General features: G+C 72.0%; 19 protein-coding genes. 8 read left to right on the top strand and 11 right to left on the bottom strand.

The annotated features are described in order from the left end of the window. Positions 1 to 155: 155 nt before the first annotated feature. Genes BKA21_RS06560 through BKA21_RS06535 form a run of 6 tightly spaced genes read right to left on the bottom strand, consistent with a single transcriptional unit; the run spans position 156 to position 8,034 of the window. The gene (locus tag BKA21_RS06560; protein WP_179625326.1) at positions 156 to 626 is read right to left on the bottom strand and encodes a hypothetical protein; all 471 of its coding nucleotides are present in this window, start codon (positions 624 to 626) and stop codon (positions 156 to 158) included. Positions 627 to 653: 27 nt separating this feature from the next. Further along, positions 654 to 1,517: a hypothetical protein gene (locus tag BKA21_RS06555; RefSeq protein ID WP_140457508.1), complete on the bottom strand. Its 864-nt coding sequence runs from the start codon at positions 1,515 to 1,517 to the stop codon at positions 654 to 656. Further along, positions 1,514 to 2,995 (bottom strand): class I SAM-dependent DNA methyltransferase, encoded by a 1,482-nt coding sequence (locus BKA21_RS06550; protein ID WP_140457507.1) that lies wholly within the window; start codon positions 2,993 to 2,995, stop codon positions 1,514 to 1,516. Before BKA21_RS06550 ends, BKA21_RS06555 begins: the two co-directional genes overlap by 4 nt. A gap of 34 nt (positions 2,996 to 3,029) precedes the next feature. Beyond that, positions 3,030 to 4,061 (bottom strand): restriction endonuclease, encoded by a 1,032-nt coding sequence (locus tag BKA21_RS06545; protein ID WP_140457506.1) that lies wholly within the window; start codon positions 4,059 to 4,061, stop codon positions 3,030 to 3,032. After that, a complete protein-coding gene (locus BKA21_RS06540) occupies positions 4,058 to 5,224 on the bottom strand; it encodes a restriction endonuclease subunit S (protein ID WP_170208903.1) in 1,167 nt (388 codons plus the stop codon). Before BKA21_RS06540 ends, BKA21_RS06545 begins: the two co-directional genes overlap by 4 nt. Positions 5,225 to 5,265: 41 nt before the next feature. Beyond that, positions 5,266 to 8,034, bottom strand: coding sequence for a type I restriction endonuclease subunit R (locus tag BKA21_RS06535; RefSeq protein ID WP_179625325.1), 2,769 nt, complete (start codon positions 8,032 to 8,034; stop codon positions 5,266 to 5,268). A gap of 220 nt (positions 8,035 to 8,254) precedes the next feature. Between BKA21_RS06535 and BKA21_RS06530 the strand changes: the two genes are divergently transcribed. From BKA21_RS06530 to BKA21_RS06515, 4 genes are all read left to right on the top strand, one after another. Next, positions 8,255 to 8,866 (top strand): nucleotidyltransferase domain-containing protein, encoded by a 612-nt coding sequence (locus BKA21_RS06530; protein ID WP_170208902.1) that lies wholly within the window; start codon positions 8,255 to 8,257, stop codon positions 8,864 to 8,866. After that, positions 8,863 to 9,276, top strand: a complete 414-nt coding sequence (locus tag BKA21_RS06525) for a hypothetical protein (protein ID WP_140457503.1) — start codon at positions 8,863 to 8,865, stop codon at positions 9,274 to 9,276. The genes BKA21_RS06530 and BKA21_RS06525 overlap by 4 nt, the downstream gene beginning before the upstream one ends. A 202-nt stretch (positions 9,277 to 9,478) precedes the next feature. Then, the gene (locus BKA21_RS19350; protein WP_140457502.1) at positions 9,479 to 10,426 is read left to right on the top strand and encodes a cold-shock protein; all 948 of its coding nucleotides are present in this window, start codon (positions 9,479 to 9,481) and stop codon (positions 10,424 to 10,426) included. A gap of 69 nt (positions 10,427 to 10,495) precedes the next feature. Continuing rightward, complete coding sequence (locus BKA21_RS06515) at positions 10,496 to 11,332, top strand: hypothetical protein (protein WP_239072722.1); 837 nt, start codon at positions 10,496 to 10,498, stop codon at positions 11,330 to 11,332. 62 nt (positions 11,333 to 11,394) lie between these two features. On the opposite strand, the gene BKA21_RS06510 is transcribed toward BKA21_RS06515, so the two are convergent. Together BKA21_RS06510 and BKA21_RS06505 are read right to left on the bottom strand one after the other, a co-directional pair. Continuing rightward, the gene (locus BKA21_RS06510; RefSeq protein ID WP_239072723.1) at positions 11,395 to 12,432 is read right to left on the bottom strand and encodes a GNAT family N-acetyltransferase; all 1,038 of its coding nucleotides are present in this window, start codon (positions 12,430 to 12,432) and stop codon (positions 11,395 to 11,397) included. Between the two features lie 102 nt (positions 12,433 to 12,534). Further along, the gene (locus BKA21_RS06505) at positions 12,535 to 12,957 is read right to left on the bottom strand and encodes a winged helix-turn-helix transcriptional regulator (RefSeq protein ID WP_140458342.1); all 423 of its coding nucleotides are present in this window, start codon (positions 12,955 to 12,957) and stop codon (positions 12,535 to 12,537) included. On the opposite strand from BKA21_RS06505, the gene BKA21_RS06500 reads away from it, so the two are divergent. After that, positions 12,956 to 13,825 (top strand): oxidoreductase, encoded by an 870-nt coding sequence (locus BKA21_RS06500; protein ID WP_140457501.1) that lies wholly within the window; start codon positions 12,956 to 12,958, stop codon positions 13,823 to 13,825. The genes BKA21_RS06505 and BKA21_RS06500 overlap by 2 nt on opposite strands. Before the next feature lie 472 nt (positions 13,826 to 14,297). Here the strand turns inward: BKA21_RS06500 and BKA21_RS06495 are convergent, their stop codons facing one another. Together BKA21_RS06495 and BKA21_RS06490 are read right to left on the bottom strand one after the other, a co-directional pair. Beyond that, on the bottom strand, positions 14,298 to 14,885 hold the full coding sequence (locus BKA21_RS06495) for a hypothetical protein (RefSeq protein ID WP_140457500.1): 588 nt from the start codon (positions 14,883 to 14,885) through the stop codon (positions 14,298 to 14,300). A 128-nt stretch (positions 14,886 to 15,013) separates the two neighbouring features. After that, complete coding sequence (locus BKA21_RS06490; protein WP_140457499.1) at positions 15,014 to 15,337, bottom strand: DUF2277 domain-containing protein; 324 nt, start codon at positions 15,335 to 15,337, stop codon at positions 15,014 to 15,016. Between the two features lie 223 nt (positions 15,338 to 15,560). Here BKA21_RS06490 and BKA21_RS06485 point away from each other — a divergent pair, with 223 nt between their 5' ends. After that, positions 15,561 to 17,588, top strand: a complete 2,028-nt coding sequence (locus BKA21_RS06485) for a glucose PTS transporter subunit IIA (RefSeq protein ID WP_140457498.1) — start codon at positions 15,561 to 15,563, stop codon at positions 17,586 to 17,588. Positions 17,589 to 17,625: 37 nt separating this feature from the next. Further along, complete coding sequence (locus BKA21_RS06480; protein WP_140457497.1) at positions 17,626 to 18,468, top strand: PRD domain-containing protein; 843 nt, start codon at positions 17,626 to 17,628, stop codon at positions 18,466 to 18,468. A gap of 264 nt (positions 18,469 to 18,732) precedes the next feature. Here BKA21_RS06480 and BKA21_RS06475 read toward each other — a convergent pair whose 3' ends face one another. Continuing rightward, complete coding sequence (locus BKA21_RS06475) at positions 18,733 to 20,304, bottom strand: pectate lyase family protein (RefSeq protein WP_140457496.1); 1,572 nt, start codon at positions 20,302 to 20,304, stop codon at positions 18,733 to 18,735. Between the two features lie 256 nt (positions 20,305 to 20,560). Between BKA21_RS06475 and BKA21_RS06470 the strand changes: the two genes are divergently transcribed. Next, positions 20,561 to 20,782 (top strand): SCO4848 family membrane protein, encoded by a 222-nt coding sequence (locus BKA21_RS06470; protein WP_140457495.1) that lies wholly within the window; start codon positions 20,561 to 20,563, stop codon positions 20,780 to 20,782. The last annotated feature ends 7 nt before the right edge of the window (positions 20,783 to 20,789 follow it).

Genomic DNA, 20,789 nt, shown 5'->3' with positions numbered 1-20,789 from the left:
TCCGCCAATAGCCGCCTTCTCGCTGGAAGGGGCTAATTTTCCCATGTCCGAGAGGCCCGGGGCGAGTCCTTCACGACCGAGGGGCGTCCCGGCGCTTCGGGAAGGTCCTGGTCGGAAGGGCCGCGTCCGGTCGCCAGCCTACGCGGACGCGACGATCACGTCGGGGTGTTCTCGTGGACGCGACCGGGTGCGGCGAGCGCGCCCTCGACAAGCGTGCGCAGGGTCGCGGTGTCCGACTCGACGTCCCGAACAAGCCGGCCGCGGGCGTCCACGGTCAGCTGGGACGTCCTGACGATCAGGAGGGTCAGTCCGTGCGCGGGGACGAGCGTGCGGCGGCGCTCGTCGTAGAGGCGCCGCTGCTCGCCGCGGTGCACCCCGCTGACGGTCAGCCGGTCCGGCTTGTCGAAGTGGGCGACCGCCTCGTCGTGCTGCCGCTCGTACACCTCGACGACGAGCGCGCGGTCGGGCCAGTAGGCGTCGACCGGCAGTCGCACCGTCCTGCCGGACTTCCCTGGGTCACCGCGCAGCCAGTCGAACCGGTGCTCGCGGGCACTGGGCTCGTCCAGCAGGGAATCGATGAGGTCCAGCACGTAGCCGGCCTCGTGGTCGCGGCGTCGCTTAGCCATGCGCGTGGTCCGATCTGGGTCGTGTGGTCACTGCACGAGCCATCGGCAGGCGCGGTGGGGCGTGACGTGGTCCCCGGCTTCGTCGTCGCAGTAGTCGAGCTCCTCGACCGGGAGGCGGATGGCCGCCGTCCGCGTGTGGCACGGCACGGACGCGCACGGCTGCTCCATTGCCAGCACGGTGAGCACCCGTCGCGGGTCTACGACCTCGCCCAGGCCGTCCTCGTGGGACGCGTGCCGGAGCGCGTGCGCCGCGACGCTGTCGATGTGCGTGTACTGGCACTCGATCTGGGCCAACAGCTCGTCCATGATCTCGCTGCACCGCCCGTGGGACTTCACCTCGTGCTCGGCGCGCTCCTCGATCGCTTCAGCCTCGGCGAGTTCTTCGCAGTCGTCGTCGTGGTGGATCCATTGACCTCGGCAGGAGGAGCACGTCTCCTCGATGCCCGTTCCCCACCGGTGGTGCGGGTCGATCCGTGGCCGGAGGGCCTCGAGGAAGGCATTCAGCATGACGTAGTGCTCCCCGTGCTCGCCGAGGAAGAGGTCGTTGGAGCAGTGCATCTGCGCTGAGCGCACCGCCGCGATCAGTGAGTCGCGCTCGGTGAGAAGCTCCTCGATGACGTCGTGGCAGCGTTGGTGTCCCAGCAGCCGTGACGTGACCTCTGCCTGGCGGGCCGCCTGCGCCTGCCTACGCGTCACGGCGTGGCCAGCGATCCGTCGAGCCGCCTCGACGAGGCTCCCCGCGGTGAAGACGAGAAGACGGTCGTCCGGAGCGCCGGGGAGGTCCAGCTCGTCGCGGACCTCGTGCGCGAGATCGATGTCCCGGACCGTGGCGCCCGTGTCCGCCAGTGCTCGGCGTGCGGTCTCGTGCGGGTACGCGTAGTCGAGGGTCACCGTAATGCTGCGCCGTTCTCGAGAGCGGCGGCAACCGCCTCGAACTCGGCCAGGGCGGCGGTCAGGTCCTCGACGATCTCCCGGGCGATGACCTCGGGTGCCGGCAGGTTGTCGAGGTCTTCCAGGGACTCGTCGCGCAGCCAGGTGATGTCGAGGTTCGCCTTGTCGCGGGTGGTGAGCTCCTCGTAGCCGAAGGCGTGGAAGCGCTCGGTCTCGGTGCGCGTCGATCGATCCTGCCCGGGTGCGTAGCAGGCGACGAAGTCGTCGAGGTGGGACCGGGAGAGCGGGTTCTGCTTGAGCGTGAAGTGCTGGTTGGTGCGCAGGTCGTACACCCACAGCTTCTCGGTCCAGGGGCGTTCCGCGGCGGGCTTCTTGTCGAAGAACAGCACGTTGGCCTTGACGCCCTGGGCGTAGAAGATCCCGGTGGGCAGGCGGAGCATCGTGTGCAGGTCGAAGTCGCGCAGGAGGCGGCGGCGCAGGGTCTCGCCAGCGCCGCCCTCGAACAGCACGTTGTCGGGGAGCACGACGGCTGCGCGCCCGTTGATCTCCAGCACCGTCATGATGTGCTGGAGGAAGTTCAGCTGCTTGTTCGACGTGGTGACGACGAAGTCCTGGCGCTCGATCTCGCGGTCCTCACGGGCCTCGCGCCCGTCGGCGCCGACCATCGTGAGCGAGGACTTGCGGCCGAACGGCGGGTTGGACAGTACGACGGTCCAGCGGCGGCCGGGGTCGGCGATCAGGGAGTCCTTGACCTCGATGAGGGAGCCCCCGTCGGGCTGGCCGATGCCGTGCAGCAGCAGGTTCATCGCGGCCAGGCGTGCGGTGCCGTCGACCAGCTCGACGCCGTGGACGAATCTGTCGCGCAGGTGTGTGCGCTGCGTGGGGTCGAGATCGGCGGCATTCCGCGATGCGTGCTCGTGGGCGGCGAGCAGGAACCCGCCGGTGCCTGCGGCCGGGTCGGTGACCGTGTCGTCCGGCGCGGGGTCGACGCAGTCGACCATGGCCTGGATCAGGGGTCGCGGCGTGAAGTACTGGCCGGCGCCGGACTTGATGTCCTCGGCACCCTTGGAGAGCAGCGACTCGTAGGCGTCGCCCTTGATGTCGACACCGGCCTGAGACCACTGCTCGGCGTCGATGAGGTCGTGGATCAGCCGCTTGAGCTTGGCCGGGTCCTGGATGCGGTTCTGGGCCTTGCGGAAGATCGTCCCCAGCGTGCCGGGCTGCTGCGCGAGCCCGAGCAGGATGCGCGTGTATTCGTACTCGAGCTGCACCCCGTCGGCGTCGAGCAGCTTCTGCCAGGAGAACTCGTCCGGCACGATCTTCTCCGGCCGGATGGCCCGCGTGGCGCGCTCGTGCGCCATCTTGAGGAAGAGCAGGTAGGTCAGCTGCTCGGTGTACTCCAGCGTGCCGACGCCGTCGTCCCGCAGGACGTTGCAGTACGACCAGAGCTTGTCGACGAGGCGACGTGCGTCAGCCACAGGTGGTCCTTCCGGGGGTTCGTGCGAGGGGAGGTCAGCTGTCGGCGGAGTCGTCGACGACGAGGACCGAGGTCAGCGGGATGAGCGAGCGCCACCGCTGGGGCAGCGCGGCGTAGTGCTGGAGGACGAGCGTGACGACGTCCTCGCCGGTGAGCAGTCGCAGACCGCTGCGGGTCCGCTCGATGCCGACCGCGTCGCGGCTGTAGGCGCCAAGCGTCACGAACAGCGACAGCTCGTTGGCGCCCTGGGTCCCGATGAGCTGCTGCACCTCGGGAGCGCCCACGGTGCCGGTGTGGTGCTTGCACTGGACCTTGATGAGCGGCGGCTCCACGCCCAGCGGGTCGCGGTGCGCGATGACGTCGACGCCGCCGTCCTGGCTGTACGGCGTGACCCGGGCCTGGTAGCCCACAGCGCGGAGCAGGTCCGCGGTGAACTCCTCGAAGTCGGCGTGGCTCAGCTCCGTGTGCAGGGCCTCCAGCACGTAGTCGCGCGTGTGCCGCTCGATCCGCGAGGCCCGCGGCTCGTCGGTGGACTCACCGTCCGACGCGGCCGTCTCGGCGACCGCGTCGACGAGCCTAGTCACGTCCTCCACCGAGTCAGTCTTCGCGTCCAGCGCAGCCCGGAACTCGTCGCTGTGGCCCTTGATCCGGAAGACCGTGAGGAGCGATCCGATCTCGTAGAGCGCTGCCTGCGTGAAGACCGTCCGCGAGACACTGACCTTGCGCCACGTCACCGGCCGACGATGGCCGTGCGTCGGTGCAGACGCGTCGTAGGTGTAGGGGCCGGTGACCACGCCGAGGTTGATGGTGCTGCTCGGCCGGTACGGCGCGACGACCAGATCTCCTACCTGCATCTCGTCCCGGAAGCGCAGGAGCGTCCCCGCCCAACTGGCGATCGCCTGCGGCTTCTTGTCGGGGAACACCGCCGCCAGCGCGGCCTTGAGCCCGTCGCGGCCATCGGGAATGGTCCGAAGATCTGGAAGGTCGTCCCAGCCGATGCTGACGAAGCCGCCGTCCAGCAGCTCGGTGGTGAGCGTGTCGTTGTGGACGCCCCAGGTGCTGTTCACGAGAAGACCAGCTCTCCTGTGTGATCGAGGTCTGATGAGCGGCCGGTCAAGCGACCGGAGAAGGCTGCCGCGAGCAGCGACCGACGGGCAGTCTGCGTCCTTGCTGCAGACGTTCGCACCTCGGACGACAGTCGGTTGACCGCTGACTGCGCTGCCCTCACGTGCTTGACCTGAGCGAGCTGCTCGTCGAGCGAAATGTTCGGCACCTCGACGGCAAGCAAGGACGCCTGCGAGATGTTGCGCATCGAGTCCTTGGTCCCGGTGGCGTGGTCAGAGATCTGCTTCCGAGCTGACGGTGCCGAGAGCGCGAGGTGCAGCCACTCTGCGTCGACACCGGGGTGGGGAACGAGTCGCAGGCTCTTGTCGGAGAGCAGGAGGCGACGTCTCGTCTCTCCCACCAAGACTGATGCGCCGACGTACGCGGAGGTGTTGGCGCGGCTGACCAAGAGGTCGCCCTGCTTGATCTCGAACCTCGGGTCGGCGCGTTCTGCTGGTACCGCCTTGTTCTCGCCCTGCCGGAACTCGCCCCATGTCATCGCGCTCACCTTGACGACGCCCCACTCGCTGGGGTCGGCAGGAGGCGCTGATCCTCCGAAGGACCGTCCCGCCTCGACCCGTGCAATCAGCCGGCCCAGCGCGACGCGGTCCGGCGTGCACTCGATCCCTTCGCGCAGGATCGACTTTTCGAGGGACGTCACCCTGCGCTGGGCGGCGTCGAGGTACGCGTTGGCGGCGTCGAGGCGGGAGAGGTGGTCTTCGAGGATGTCGACGATCTGCCGCTGCTCTTCGATCTCTGGAAGCATCACGGGGATGCGCTTCATCGCCGCTTGCGTCAGTTTGAGCCGGGTTGTGCCATTCGCGAAACCCCGATAGTCGAACCAGTTCAGATAGTGCTCAAGGTATCGCAAATCGACTGCACGGCGCGCTCGAAGAACATGTGCGTGGTTGTTGACCCAGGATGGGCCGCTGATGCGATACGCCTTCGACTTGGCGGGGTCAAAGAACTGCACGCCGTCCTCGCCAAGCAGGAGCAGGTCTTCGTCGAACAGTGGCAGATCGATCCAGCCGACCTGGCCAGCCGCGCCGTAGTAGGGGACGTGCCCCGGCCTACGCGCTCGCTCCGCCGCGTTCACGGGAACCCTTCGGCCGTCCAGGACGTCCACGAGGGCACCGAGGGGGTGTTGCGGCCAGGGGGCCTTGCGAGTCACGCGGTGAGCTCCTCGTTGAGGGTGTGCAGGAGGTCGACGGCGCGCTGGCCGCCGAGGTCGCGGATGGCGCCGTCGATGCCGCCGCGTTCGGTGAAGGGGGCGGTGTCGAGGTCGTCGTCGGTGATGCCGGCTGAGGCGGCGATGACGTCGGCGATGTGGTCGAGCCACCAGCGCTCGGCGGGACTGTACGTGGTGCCGGCCTGTTCCTGCTGGCGCAGCCAGCCGGCGTAGCGCTCGCGGACGCGGTCGCCGTAGGGGACCAGCTCGGTCTCCGCGCCGAGGGTGTAGCGCAGCAGGGAGACCAGGTCGGTGAGGCGGCCGCGGTCGTTGTGGCGGACGCGGCCGGCGTCGACGGCCTCGTACGCGGCCCACACGACGTCGACGGTCCAGTTGTGGGGAGGGCGCGCGATGCGGTCGGCGAGCTCCTTGATGCTGGCGAACGGGACGGTGCGGGCCTTGGCGTCGGCGAGCAGCTGGATGGCCGTGATCTCGCTGCGGTGCTCGTCGAGGTACGCGCGCCAGGACTCGACGAGGGAGCGGGCGCGGTCGGGGTCGACGACGCCATAGGCGTCGATGAGGGTGTCGGCGTTCTCGTCGATGACGCGGTCGTGCGCCTGGCGCAGCTCGACGATGCGGGCGCGCAGCGCGGGGTTCGCGGCGAGCGGCTCGACTGCTCTCTCGACGAGCGCGGCGATGACGTCCTCCCGGTCGGCGCCGGGTGATGCGGCCAGGGCGTCGGCCTGGCGGTCGGGGTCGACGGCGTCGATGAGGCCGCGGATGACGTTGCGGAGGGGTGTGCCGGCGACGGTGTCGAGCTCGGTGCGCTCGTCGGGGGTGAGCTGAAGCTCAAGGGCCGCCAGGCGGGAGGCCAGGGTGGCCGTCTCGGCCTCGGTGATGGTGAGGGTCCCGGCGCGGTCCAGGAGCTTCTTGAGGGAGATGCTCCTGTCGCGGTTGAGGGGTGCCTCCACGAAGTCGTGCTCGGTGACGCCGACGGCGTCGACGATGACGAACCGGGTCTTGACGTCGGCATCAGGGGTGACGGCCTGAAAGTCGGCCGGGGCGATGGTGCGGGCGCCGCGACCCTTCATCTGCTCGAAGTACTGGGCGCTGCGCACGTCGCGCAGGAAGAACACGCACTCCAGCGGCTTGACGTCCGTGCCGGTGGCGATCATGTCCACCGTCACCGCGATGCGCAGCGAGGCAGAGGTGCGGAACGCCTGCAGGTGGCCCTTGGGGTCCTGCGCGGCGTAGGTGATCTTCGCGGCGAAGTCGTTGCCCTTGCCGAAGACCTCGCGCGCCAGGGTGACGACCTCCTCGGCGTGGGCGTCGTCCTTGCAGAAGATCAGGGTCTTGGGGACGGTCGAGCGGCCAGGGAAGATCTCCGTGAACAGCCGGTCACGGAACGTCTCCAGCACGGTACGGATCTGCCCGCGGGCGGTGACGGCGCGGTCGAGCTGGGTCGGGGTGTAGTCGAGGTCCTCGTCGAGGGTCTCGTACCGCTCCTGACGGGTGCGGCGGTCGACCTTGGGCACGACCGTGCCCGCCTCGATGGTGCCGCCCTGCTCGGTCTTCTCGGTGCGGATGCGGTAGATGTCGAAGTCGACGTTGACCCGGTCGGCCACGGACTGCGGGTAGGTGTACTCGCTGACGAGGTTCTGCTGGAAGAACGCGAACGTCTGCTTGCCGGGCGTGGCCGTAAGGCCGACGACGTGGGCGTCGAAGTACTCCAGCACCGAGCGCCACACGCCGTAGATCGAGCGGTGCGCCTCGTCGACGACGACCAGGTCGAACGTCTCCGGCGGCAGCGCGGGGCTGTAGCTCACGGTGACCGGGGCGTCGGGGGTCCAGCCGTCCAGCGCCGGGTCGTCGTACTCCGGTGCCTCCCCTCCGGACAGGACGCGGTGCACCCGCTGGATGGTCGAGATCACGACGTTGGAGCTGGCGAGCATGCCGGCCGAGGACAGCTTGTCGACGGTGTAGAGCTCGGTGAAGCGGCGCCCGTCGTCGGGGGTGCGGTAGTTGCCGAACTCGGCGAGCGTCTGGTCGGCGAGGTTGTTGCGGTCGACGAGGAACAGCACACGCGCGAACCCGCCGTGCTTGAGCAGCCGGTACGCCGCCGTGACCGCGGTGTACGTCTTGCCGGCGCCGGTGGCCATCTGGATGAGGGACCGGGAGAAGCGCTGCTCGGCCAGGGACTTCTCCAGGCCGGTGATCGCGGCGATCTGCGCTGGCCGCAGCGGCGCGGTGTCGAGCCCCGGCAGGGTCCGGACCTTGGCACGCCACGTGGGCGCCGCGGGGTCCTGGGCGGCATCGCGCAGCGCGCGGGCCAGGGTCTGCGGGCGGGGGAAGGAGAACAGGCGCCGAGCGCGAGGATCAGGGTCGTAGCCGTTGGTGAAGTGGGTCTCGCTGCCGGAGGCCTCGAACACGAACGGCAGCCGCCCCGCCACGGTGTGGGCACGCCTGGCGTGCGACTCGGGGAGCCCGGTGGCGTACATCGCGGACTGCCACTCGACGCCCGAGAGCGTCGTGCCCTCGGGCTTGGCCTCGATGACACCGACGACGCACTTGTCGACGTACAGCAGGTAGTCCGCGCGGCCGTGCCCGGCAGCCATCACCACCTCGCGCACCGCCACGCCCTGCCCGGCGAAGAGGTTGAGCTCCCGGGCGTCCTGCACGGCCCATCCCGCAGCGACCAGCTGGGCGTCGATCAGGACGCGTGCGCGCTGCTCGGCATGCAGCCGCGCTGCTGCGTCCTCCCCAGGCATGCCTCCCAACCTAACGGCCGACCGGGGCCCCAGGGCGGGATTCCACCGTGTCGCCGCAGGTGGGGCGTGCCACCCATGGCGAGGCGCTTGGTCTCACGGTTCGTGGGCCCGCTGTGTCGCCGCTCCTGTCAAAAAACTGCACGGTTGTGCACTCCGATGTACGCTCGTCAATATTCTGACGGGAGGTGTGATGGACTGGAGGACGCCTACGGAGGCGCTTATGCCCGGGCTCGAAGGTGTGGCGCTGCGGCAGCTGTACGCCGTGGACGCACCGCAGACCGCCGGCGACGTGCACGCGCGAGCGGGTACGGGCTCACGCAACGGCGTGCGCTACGCGCTCGACCGTCTCGCCGACCAGGGCATCGTCACGCGTACCGTCGCCGGGAACACCGCCATCTACCAGGTCAACCGAGAGCACCTGGCCTACCCCGCCCTGACCGCGGCACTGGCCACGTTCAACCCCTACCGCGACCTGCGGGACCGGTTGCGCGACCTCGTCCGCGAATGCCCGTGGGACGGGCCGCTCTTCGCCCTCGCCATCTACGGATCCGTGGCGCGCGGCGAGGCCGGGCCCGACTCCGACGTCGACCTGCTGCTCGTCCTGCCGGACGGCCGCGACGTCGACGACCCGCAGGTCGACGACCTCAGCGAGGCGCTGCACGTGCACGTCAAGCGGTGGACGGGGAACCGTGCGCATCTCGACGTCCGCACCCGGCGCCAGGTGCGGACGGCCGCCGAGTCGGGTGACCCCATCTTCGCGTCGTGGGTCCGGGACGCGGACCTCGTGTTCGGGCCGGACCTCATCACCGAGACCAAGGAGTCGGTCGCATGACCCCGCGCAGCACCGGTCGCGTGGCGGCCATGACGCCTGGTGAGGTGCGGGTCCGGGCGGAGGCTGCACGCAAGTTCCTCGAAGTCGCCCAGCTGGTCGCCGAGGAGGAGGAGACGAGCTACCGGTCCGTCTCCGTCTCTCTCGCGGTCCTCGCCGGCATCGCGGCCGGCGACGCGATCTGCGGGCACGCGCTCAAGCAGCGCTCACGCGGCCAGGACCATCACCAGGCGGTGGACCTGCTCCGCCAAGTGCGTAACGCGGGACCGGCCGTCCGTGCGTTGTCCTACCTCCTCGACATCAAGGATGCGGCCCAGTACGGCACGGGGGCCCTTCCCGCGGACAAGACCGCGCATGCTCTGCGATCTGCGCAGACGGTGGTCGAGCAGATGAACCTGCTTCTGCGTCCCTGAGCGCCGACCGGCGGGTCGATCGGTCGCGCGCGACCGCCGCGGCAGCGGGTCTGCAGATGGTGGTGCGCCTGTGCGGCGCGCCCCTCCCTGGTCGTGTGCATGTGCTCACACTGCGCAGGTCCCCGGGGCTCGGGCGGCGCTGGTCGTCGCGCGGTCCTGCGAGACTGGGGGCATCATCCGCAGTCTTGACGAGGAGTTCACCGTGCCCCAGGGGACCGTCCGCTGGTTCGACGCCGAGCGAGGTTTCGGCTTCCTCGCTCTCGAGGACGGCGCCGACGACCTGTTCGTGCACGCGTCCGAGATCGTCGGGGGTGACGGCACGCGTGTGCTCCGCGAGGGGCAGGCCGTGGAGTTCGCGATCGGCGAGGGCGACCGCGGGCCGCAGGCGCGCAACGTGCGCATCACCGGGGACGTGGCGTCGGACGCCCCGTTGGGCGTGCTCGGCACCGTGTCCTGGTACGAGCCGGCCAAGGGGTACGGGTTCATCACGCCCGACGGCGGTGACGCGGAGATCTTCGTGCACAGCTCGGCGATCGTCGGTGGCGGCGTCATCGCGGAGCGGCAGCGCGTCGCGTTCCTCGTCGTCGACGGCGAGAAGGGCCCGCAGGCGGACCACCTCCTGCCGCTGGGCGCCGACGCCGGCCGGCCCGCGGCCGCGGAGGCCGACGGCGCCGACGGCACCGTGACCTGGTACGACGCGGACAAGGGCTTCGGGTTCGCGACGCCCGACGCACCCGGCGAGGACGTGTTCGTGCACGCCCGGACCCTGCCGCGCGGCGTCACCGAGCTGGTCGAGGGCGACCGGATCGCGTTCGACGTCGTGCAGGGCGAGAAGGGTCCGCAGGCCCAGAACGTCGAGCTGGTCCGGGGCAACGGGCCCCGGCGGGCACCGGCTGCGCCGGCCCGGGGGCGCGGGGCGGCCCGCCCGTCGCGCTCCGGCCCGCCCGCCCGGGGCGGCCACGGTGTCGTGGCCCGCTACGACGCGGACCGCGGGTTCGGGTTCATCCGCCCCGACGCCGGGGGCGACGACCTGTTCGTGCACGTCTCGGTGGTCCGCGGCGTCGACGCCCTCGAGGAGGGCGACCGCGTGCGGTACGAGGTGCGGCAGAGCGACCGCGGCCCGCAGGCCGACCGCGTCGAGCTCGCGTGACCGGGCCCGGTGCGGTCCGGGCGCCGCGCGCCTGACCGCACCGGGGCCGCGGCACGGCAGGCTGGGGCCGTGAGCGGCAGCTGGATGGACGGGGTGACCCAGCGCTGGGTCCGTGCGACCGGGCGGCGGGTCGATCTCGCCCGGGCGGAGTGGTTGCAGGGGCCGGTCGGTCGGCCGGACGTCATCGGCGACTCGTGGCTCGCCGACGAGGCGGCTCGGCTGGGCGCGACCGTCGGTGACGACGCCGGCACGGCGGGCCTGCTGGCGTCGATGGCGGCGCTCGACGGCCCCGGGTTCGCCGCCGCGGACCTCGCCCCGCAGGTCCGGGACTTCTACGAGCGGACCAGCCGGTGGCGGCTCGACGCGTGGGTGGCGTGGTCGCCGTGGGCGTGGCCGTTCGGCTGGCTGGTCGGCACGCTGTTCTCCCGGCGCCTGGAGCAGCTCGCGCTGCCGCTGCGCCCGCTCGACGTCGCGCACGGCATGACCAGCGCCGTCACCCCGCTGCACCGCGACGGCGCGCAGGTCGGCGCGCTGTGGCTGCGCCGCCTGCGCTCCACCGGTGCCGTCGTGTTCAGCGGCCTCTACGGCACCGTGCCGCTCGGCGACGGGCGGGGCACCGCCGTGCGGGTCGCGTTCCCGCTGCCGCACGGGCGGCTCGTCGTCCTGCTGTCCCCGCGCGTCGGCGCGGGCGGGGCGCTGGAGCTGCGCTCGGCGCGCGCCGGGTGGGGCGGGCAGGGCGCGTACCTCGTGGTCGAGACGGCGGCGGGGTGCTGGGCGCGGCGCATCCCCGTGCACGAGCGCTTCCACGTGCACGTCGACGACGAGGGTGTGCTCCGCACCGACCACGACCTCGCGCTCGGGCCCCTGCCCGTGCTCCGGCTGCACTACCGGCTCACCCCTGCCTGACCGCGGGCGGGCCCGCCCCCCGGGGATGCCCGGCGTCGTCGTGCCGGACGTCCGATGCCCCGTCAGGGCGTCCCGAGCGTGATCTCGCGGTGCCAGGACTGCGTGACGTACTTCGTCTCGAAGCCCAGCGACCGGTACAGGTCGGCGGCGCCCGTGGGGGAGTCGGCGTCGACCTCCAGGCCCACCGAGCGGCGGCCGCGCTCCGCGGCGTCGGTCACGACGGCGTCGAGCAGTGCGCTGGCCAGCCCGCGGCCGCGGGCCGTGCGCAGCACGCCGAGGTACTCGACGTAGCTGCCGACGGGCGTGCCGTCGGCGTCGAGGCTGGCCCCGGCCACCAGGGCGCCGGCGGGCCGGTGCACGTCACCGTCGACGAGCTCGCCGAGCCACCAGTGGTCCCACCGGTGCCCGGGGTCGGCGCGGAGGCGGTCGAGGAACTCGTCGAAGGTCTCCTCGTGGTGGTTGAAGTGGTCGGCGAACGCCTGCTCCAGCACGTCGTGCACGGCCACGAGGTCGGCCTCGTCCGGCATGCCGTCGGCCGCGCGCCGCACCGGCCGCACGACGGCGCCGGGCGCGGGCTCCGCGGCCGGTCCGCGGTCGTCGTCCTGCACGGGGCGGCTCATCTGCAGCCACGTGCGCACACGCGTGTACCCGGCGGCGGCGAGCCAGCGCTGCTGGCGGGCGTCCGGCTCGAACGCCCCGCTGTCGAGCTGCGTGGCCGTCAGGTCCCGGCCGCGGGCGACCTCGGCCGCGGTGCCCTCGGCCCACGCGAGCAGCGCCGCGGCGAGCGCGTCGGCCTCGGGGCCGTCGAGCGCGGGGTCGACGAGGGCGGCGACGAGGACGCGCCCGGCGGCGCGGTCGTGCACCGTGGCCCAGCCGCGCGCGGCACCGGCGGCGTCCCGGACCAGCAGGTGGGTGCGCACGGCGGCCCCGTCGCCGACGACCTCGGTCTCGACGTCGGCGAGCCCGGCCCCGGTGGTGCCGCGGGCGGCGGTCTCGTGCGCGGCGCGCAGGGCGTGCAGGTCAGGCACGTCCGACGGCCCGGGGGTCAGGGCGCGCCACCCGACAGGCAGGGCGATCGTCTGGTCAGCGGGGTTCTCCACGCGCAGCATCCTCGCGCGACGACGGAGGCGGTGCATGCGCGCCGGAGCAGAACCTGTAGACACGTTTACTGTAAGTACGTCTACAGGTACCGGCTCCGCCGGTCAGGTCGCGGCCTGCTCCTCGAGGCTCGCGCGGTGGGCGGCGACCTCGTCCATGTGGGTCTGCGCCCAGGTGCGCAGCGGGCGGACCGCCTGGTGCAGGGACAGCCCGAGGTCGGTCAGCGCGTAGGTCACGGTGACGGGGACGGTGGGGGTCACGGTCCGGGTCACGAGGCCGTCGGCCTCCAGGGCCCGCAGGGTCTGGGTGAGCATCTTCTGGCTCGCGCCGGCCAGCAGGCGGGACAGCTGCGAGTAGCGCATCGGCGCCGGGCCGGTGCCGCCCCCACCGTCGCCGGGCGCGGTGTCGCCCGCCAGGCCGCACAGCACCAGGGTGACCCACTTGTCCGAGATCCGGTCGAGCAGCTGCCTGCAGTGTGGTCCACGGCGCCGGTGCGGCGCCAGCCCCGACGACGAGAGGACGACCATGACCACCCTCACCGCGCTCCCCGGCGGCACCTGGACCCTGGGCGACCGGACCGTGACCCGCTTCGGCTACGGCGCGATGCAGCTCGCCGGGCCGGGGGTCGTGGGCCCGCCCGCCGACCCCGACGGTGCGCTGGCCGTCCTGCGCGCCGCGGTCGACGCCGGCATCACGCACGTCGACACCAGCGACGCCTACGGCCCCCGCGTCACGAACGCCCTGATCCGCCAGGCCCTGCACCCGTACCCCGCGTCCCTGGTCGTGGCGACCAAGGTGGGCGCGACCCGTGACGCGCAGGGCGGGTGGCCCACGGCCCGCCGCCCGCAGGACCTGCGCCGGCAGGTCCAGGACAACCTCGACGGGCTCGGCGTCGAGCAGCTCGACCTGGTGAACCTGCGCATGGGCGACGCCCGCGGCCCGCAGCCCGGCCCGGTCACCGAGGCGCTCGAGACCCTCGCCGAGCTCCAGCAGGAGGGGCGCGTCCGGCACGTCGGGCTCAGCAACGTCACGGCCGAGCAGGTCGCCGAGGCGCGGTCCGTCGTCCCGGTCGTGTGCGTGCAGAACATGTACAACCTGGCGGTCCGTCACGACGACGACCTCGTCGACGACCTCGCACGCGACGGCATCGCCTACGTGCCGTTCTTCCCCCTGGGCGGGTTCACCCCGCTCCAGTCGTCCGCGCTCTCGGCGGTCGCCGACCGGCTCGGCGTCACGACCATGGCGGTGGCCCTGGCCTGGCTGCTGCAGCGGTCGCCGAACATCCTGCTGATCCCCGGCACGTCCTCCGTGACCCACCTGCGGGAGAACATCGCCGGGGCCGCGACCGAGCTGTCCGAGGAGGACCTCGCCGACCTCGACGCCATCGCCGGCTGACGAGCCGCCGTGGCGCTCCTGGCGCGATCGCGCCGCAGGACGAGCACGACCGCCACGCACGCCACGACGGCAGGGACGTCGGTGGCGTCGGGCTGGACGACGACGGGCACCGGTGCGCCCGCGCCCCCGAGCAGGGCGTCGGCGGGGAGGCGCAGGACGCCGACCACGTCGACGTAGAGCCCCCGGACCCCCGGGGAGAGCTTGACCGCGGCGAACACGGCCGCGGTGAGCGCCGCCGCCGCGGCGGCCGACCGGACGGTCGGCCGCCGTCGGAGCAGGACCTCGCGGACCGCCAGCAGCAGGAACGGGAAGAACGCCAGCCCGGCGACGTCGGAGAGCTTGCCCGTCACCCACCCCGGGGCGGCGGCCTTGAGCACGTGGTCGTTGAGCAGCAGGACCGCGAGGCCGACGAGGGCGACCGGGTGCAGCACCAGGTCGCCGCGCACGTGCCCGCTCGCCCGGTGGCCGGCGGTCATGGCGGCGTCTCGGTCGGCTCGTCCAGCGACAGCTCCTCCAGGGGTGCGCCGTCCAGGCCGCCCCACCCGCCCAGGTGCAGCGACACCGGGGGCTCGACGTCGACCGGCAGCGCGAAGGTGACCGTCGCCGTCGACGGTGTCGGGTCGCCGCCCTCGGAGCGCGGTGCCAGCCGCTCCCGCGCGCTGACCTCCGCCGGCGACCAGGATCGCCCCTGCCCGTCGCGCACGGTCAGCGTGCCCAGCACCTCGTCCGGCACCGGGCCGGGCTCGTCGAGGTCCAGGCGGAGATCGACGCGCACCGTCACGGAGCCGTCGTCGGCGGTCACGCACGCGGGCCCGCTCACGTCCGTCTGCACCACGGGGAACCCGTCGAGGCTGAACTCCCGGGGGGACGCGACCCGGGCCAGCCCCGTCTCGTACTCCTGCGGACCGTAGAAGTCGCTCACGGCCCCGTCGGCCGGCGGGTCGGGGCAGCGTTCCAGCGGTGGCGTGGTCGCCAGCGTCGCCCCCGCGCCGGTGAGCAGGACGAGCGCGACCGCCGCGTGGCGCCACCGGGTGCGCGCTGCTGGCGCGGTCGTCGACATCTGCGCACCGTAGGCGCCCCGTGCCACCCGCCGCGGGGCCGTTGTCGTTCCGTCACCACGCCGTGGCCGATCCGACGCCCGCGGTCATCCGTCCGGCGGACGCCGACGCTCGCGACCGCCGGGTGCGCTCAGTGGGTGTGCGGTATGCCCAGGGCGTGCTGACGCTCGTGCTCCTCGCGCGCGGCCAGCCGGGCCGCGACGCGGGCGGCGACGTCCTCGCGGCGCAGCGGCGGCACCGTCGGGGGCGGCGTGCGCCGTTCGGGCAGGTCGGCGAGCACCTGGGTGGTCGCGGCGACCACCGCGGCGACGGCGGCGTCGAACGCCTCCTGCGTCGCGGCGCTGACCTTGGTCACCCCCGTCACCTTGCGGACGTACTGGACGGCGGCGGCCTCGATCTCGTCCGCCGTGGCGGGCGGCTCGAGCCCGCGCAGGGTCGTGATGTTGCGGCACATGCTCCCGACCGTACGCGCCGGGTCGTCGGCCGTCACGGGTCGCGCGACGAAGGTCCCGGGGGAGGGGGCGGGGGCGCGGTGCTACCGTCTTCCCCGAGCGAGAGCTCATCCCAGGGTTGTTACCCGCCATCGTTGCGGGGCAAGGCCTGAGTCGCAGTGATGCGGCTCAGGCCTTTTTTCGTGCCCCGACACCGGTGGTCCCCGTCCCACGAGGAGAACCAGCATGACGTCCGCGACGACGCGTGACAGGGCCGAGGAGATCGTGGCCGCCGTCGGTGGCCCCGCCAACGTCCTCAGCCTCACCCACTGTGCGACCCGCCTGCGCTTCGAGCTGAAGGACGCGTCGGTCGTCGACCGCGCGACCCTCGAGAAGGTGCCCGGCGTCATGGGCGCCGTGCCGCAGTCCGGCGACCGGTACCAGGTCGTGGTCGGGGGCGCGGTGCAGTCCGTGTACACCCAGATCGTCAACCTGCCGTCGATGAAGGGTGTCGGCGCCGCCGGGCAGTCGGACGCCGACGTCAAGGCCGCGGCGCGGGCCAAGGCGCGCGGCAAGGTGGCGTGGCTCGACGCGTTCTTCGAGTACCTGTCCGACTCGTTCCGCCCGCTGCTGGGCGTGCTGCTCGGTGCCTCGCTGATCATCGCGTTCACCGCGGTGCTCGACGCGCTCGGCGTGGTCGACTTCCGTGCCGCCGACAAGCCCGCGGGCTGGGTGTTCGTCGACGCGATGTGGCGCTCGGTCTTCTACTTCCTGCCGATCATGGTCGCGTACAACGCGGCCAAGAAGCTCGAGATCGACCCGTGGGTCGGCGCCACCGTCATGGGTGCGCTGATGACGCCGAACTTCATCAGCCTGTCGGACCCGACGGTCTTCGCCGACACGGTCTGCACGACCAACGCGACCCTCGGCACCGACTCCTGCGTCGCGGACGTCTTCGGGCTGCCGCTGCAGCTCAACGACTACGGCGGCCAGGTGTTCGTGCCGCTGATCATGGTCGCGGTGCTCGCGGTGGTCTACAAGATGCTCAAGCGGGTCTTCCCCGAGAACATCCAGATGGTCTTCGTGCCGTTCTTCTCGATGGTCGTCATGATCCCGGTGACCGCGTTCCTCATCGGCCCGCTCGGCATCTGGCTCGGCTCGGGCCTGGGCAGCGGCCTGGCGTGGCTCAACGGCAACGCCCCCATCGCGTTCGCGATCATCATCCCCCTGCTGTACCCCTTCCTGGTCCCGCTGGGTCTGCACTGGCCGCTCAACGCGCTGATGCTCATGAACATCGGCACCCTCGGGTACGACTTCATCCAGGGCCCCATGGGTGCGTGGAACTTCGCGTGCTTCGGCGCCACCGCCGGCGTGCTGTTCCTGTCCTGGCGTGACAAGGACGTGCAGATGCGCCAGACCGCGACCGGTGCGCTCGCGGCCGGCCTCCTCGGCGGCATCTCCGAGCCCTCGCTGTACGGCATCCACCTGCGCTACAAGCGGATCTACCCGCGCATGCTCGTCGGCTGCCTCACCGGTGGTCTGATCATCGGCATCTTCGGCGGCGTGAACACCAGCATCTTCGCCTTCACGTCGCTGCTGACGATCCCGGTGTTCGAGCCGATGGCGCTCTACGCGATCGCGGTCGCAGCGGCGTTCGCGGTGTCGATGGTGCTCGTCGTCGTCTCCGACTACCGCACGGCCGAGCAGAAGGCCGAGGCCGCCGAGGCGCGCCTGCAGGCCGACGCCGACCGCGCGCTCGAGGCGTCCGCCGGTGCGCCGGCCCCGACCCCGCCGGCCGACGCCGCGCCCACCGCGACGCTCCTCGCGCCGCTGGCCGGCACCCTGGTCCCGCTCGCCGAGGTGAAGGACGCGGTCTTCTCGTCCAAGGCCCTGGGCGACGGCGTGGGCGTCGTGCCCGCCGACGACGCGGCCACGCTCGACGTGCTCGCGCCGGTCACCGGCACGCTCATCACGCTGCCCGACAGCCGGCACGCCTACGGCATCAAGACCGACGACGCCGTCGAGGTGCTCGTGCACGTCGGCATCGACACCGTGAACATGGCCGGCGACGGCTTCACGTCGACCGTCACCAAGGGTGACCGCGTCACCGCCGGTCAGGTGCTCGGGACCGTCGACGTCGCCGCCGTGCGCGCCGCCGGGTACGACACCACGACCCTCGTGACGGTCATCAACACCCGCGCCCTCACGGGGGTGACGCCGCGACCCGCGGGCCCCGTGGTCCCGGGTGACGTCGTCGTCGACGTGGTCCCCTGAGGGTCCCGACCCCGACGGAGCGAGCCAGGCCTGCCCGATGAACATCCTGCGCGTCTTCAACAACAACGTCGTCCTCGCCCGCGCGGACGACGGCACCGAGGTCATCCTCACCGGCCGGGGTCTGGGCTTCCAGACCCGGCCGGGGGACCCGGTGGACCCCGCGAAGGTGGTGCGCACCTTCCGTCCGGTCGACGACCACGACCCGGACCGGATGGCCGCCCAGCTCGCCGGTCTGCCCCCGGAGACCGTGCAGATCGTCGGGCAGGCCCTCGCCGACGCCGGGCTGGACCGGCTCGCGGCCAACGCGGCCGTCGTCGTCGCGATGGCCGACCACGTCGCGGCGGCCCTCGCCCGCGCGGCCGCCGGCCAGCACCTGGAGTACCCCCTGCTGGCCGAGGTCTCGCACCTGTACCCCCAGGAGTACGCGCAGGGGCAGGCCCTCGTCGCGTCGATCAACGCCCAGGTCGACGTCCCCCTGCCGGCGAGCGAGGCCGTCGGCCTGACCCTGCACCTGGTCAACGCCGGGTTCTCCGCAGGCGACCTCTCGTACAGCTACACCATGACGGGGCTGATCCAGCAGTTCCTCGACGTCATCGCCCAGCAGCTCGACCGGCCGCTGGACGCCGGCAGCGTCAACGTCGGCCGGTTCGTGACCCACCTGCGCTACCTGTTCGTGCGGATCCACCAGCGGCGCCAGCTCGCGGACCAGCGGCACTCGGCCGTGGGTGCTGCGATCCGGGAGTCGTACCCGGACGCGGCGCGGTGCGCGGACCTGCTCGGCTCCCTCGTCGAGCTGCGCCTCGGCGCCACGCTCACCGAGGACGAGCTGTCGTACCTGGCCCTGCACATCGCGCGCGTCACCACCGACCCCGTGCCCTGAGCCCGGTACCGCTCCACCGCTGCCCGTGCCGCCGGCACCGAGCGCCCCGAGCGTGCCGGTGAGCGTCTCGCCACCTCCGTGTCCACCCCTGGTGGACGTCCACCGTTCATGGGCAGGCCGCCGGTGGCGGGCCGATCGTGACGACAGCCGCGGGCGGGGTGCGGGGCCGGTGCGCGGCTCCCGCAGGTCCCGCCCGCGGCTGTCAGGGGTGGCTGCCGTCAGGGACGGCGGCCGGGGTCGGCGCCCGCGCGGGGCGCCGACGCGTCACTTCGCGTAGGTCTCGACCTCGGCGACGCGCGGCGTGCCGGTGGCCCCCGTGATCTCGAGGTTGACCTTCTTCAGCGACGTCGCGGTGAACGTGATCGTCGACGGGGTGCCGGTGCCCGAGGCGAGCACCTTGCCCGTGTCGTTGTTCACGACGCGCCACGCGGTGACCGTCCCGCCGCCCGACGCCTGCTTGACAACGACGCGGCCGATCGTCTTGGCCGTGTCCCACTTGACCGAGACGCGCCCGGTCGAGGACGAGGGCGACCAGTAGGTGCTGGTCGAGCCGTCCGTCACGTTGGCGTAGCTCGTGCCGGACGCGCGGCCCGACCCGTCGGCGCCGGCGCCCAGGCTGAGGTTCGTGCCCGTGGTGGGCGTCGTGGGCGCAGCGGTCGCCGTCGCGGTGGCCGTCGGCTTCGGGGTGGCCGTGGCCGTGGCGGTCGGGGTCGGCGCCGTCGTCGTCGGGCTGCAGGCGCCGTTCGAGACCGCGAGGTTCTTGCCCGCGCCCGCCGTCTGGCGGACGGTCGTCGGCACGCAGCTGCCGGAGTCCATCGTGTACGCGTAGGGGATCGTCACGGTGGTCGTCGACGTCGGGTTCGGGCCGGCCGGGTTGTTCTCGGCGCTCTTCGCCGTCCAGGTCACGTTGTCGAAGATGTTGCCCGCGACCTGCCAGGTGCCGGCCTCCGCGGTGTAGAACGTGCCCAGCACGTCCTTCGAGTCCTCGAAGTAGTTGTTCTCCACCTTGGCCTTGGCGCCGGCGCGGGAGTTGATGCCCGACTCGTTCAGCGACACGTAGTGGTTGTTGTACATGTGCGCCACACCGCCGCGCAGCAGCGGCGCACGCGAGTCGATGTTCTCGTACAGGTTGTGGTGGAACGTGATGAACGTGTTGGTGCGGTCCGTCTCCGAGGAGCCGATGAGCCCACCACGGCCCGAGTTGCGCAGGATCGAGTACGACAGCGTGACGTACTGCGTGTTCGACTTCATGTCGAACAGGCCGTCGAAGCCCTCGGACTCGCCGCCCGACGCCTCGAGCGTGGAGTGGTCGACCCACACGTTGCGGACGTTCGTCTCCATCGAGATCGCGTCACCGCCGTTGGAGATCGGCGAGCCCGACTTCTTGACGTTCTTGACCGTGACGTTCTGGATGATGATGTTGCTGGACTCGCGGATGTGGATCCCGATCTCGTTGAACACCGCCGAGGTGCCCACGCCGACGATCGACACGTTGCTGATCTGCTTGAGCTCGATGACGCCGGCCGCGGTGTTGCAGCTGCTGCCCGAGACCTTCGCGGTGTTCGCCGGGGTGATCGTGCCCGCGACCTCGATGATGATCGGGGTGCTGGCGCTGGCCCGCGAGCACAGGGCCTCGTGGATCTGCGTGCCCGTGGTCGCCCGGACCGTCTTCCCGCCGGCGCCGCCGGTGGTGCCGCCGTTCTGCGACGCGTAGCCGGTGGCGCCGCCCGGGGCGGCCTGCGCACCGGTGGCGACGAGCGTGCTCACGCCCACGCCGGCGACCACGGCCATCGTGGCGCCCGTCGCGAGGAGTCGCAGGGCAAGGGGTCGTCTCATCTGGTTGTCACCTTTCGTCGAACGGGAGGCCCGTCACGCGGGCGCGTCCCGTGCGCGTCACGGCAGGAGGGGATCTGCCGGCACCCGCCCCGGGTCAGTGCGACGTCCGGAAGGCGGTGGTTCGACCGTAACCGTGCACAGGCGTGCGTCGGCGGCTTTGCCGATGAGGGTCTGATGAGGGTCTGACCTGCGTCGTCGCGGCCGTGCCGCGGGCCGCGCCCGCCGACCGTGCACGGGTGTGCCAGCATCGGCGCCTGTGGAGCTCCCTGTCGCGTGGTCGTCCCTGCTCGTCGTCGCCGGGGTCTGGAACCTCGTCGTCTGGCCCCGGTTCCTCCAGCGGGTCGCCAAGGACCCGCGGGCGCGCGACGCGGACGGGCGCGCCACCCGCTTCCTCGTCGTGCACGTGGTGCTGGTCGCCGTCTCGGTGGTCCTCGGCGTCGCGGTCGCCGCGCTGGGGCTCCTCACGCTGACCTCCTGAGCGGCCC

It is taken from the genome of Cellulomonas oligotrophica, assembly GCF_013409875.1.
In the GTDB taxonomy this organism is placed as follows: Bacteria; Actinomycetota; Actinomycetes; order Actinomycetales; family Cellulomonadaceae; genus Cellulomonas; species Cellulomonas oligotrophica.
This window is presented reverse-complemented; position numbering and strand designations above follow the sequence as displayed.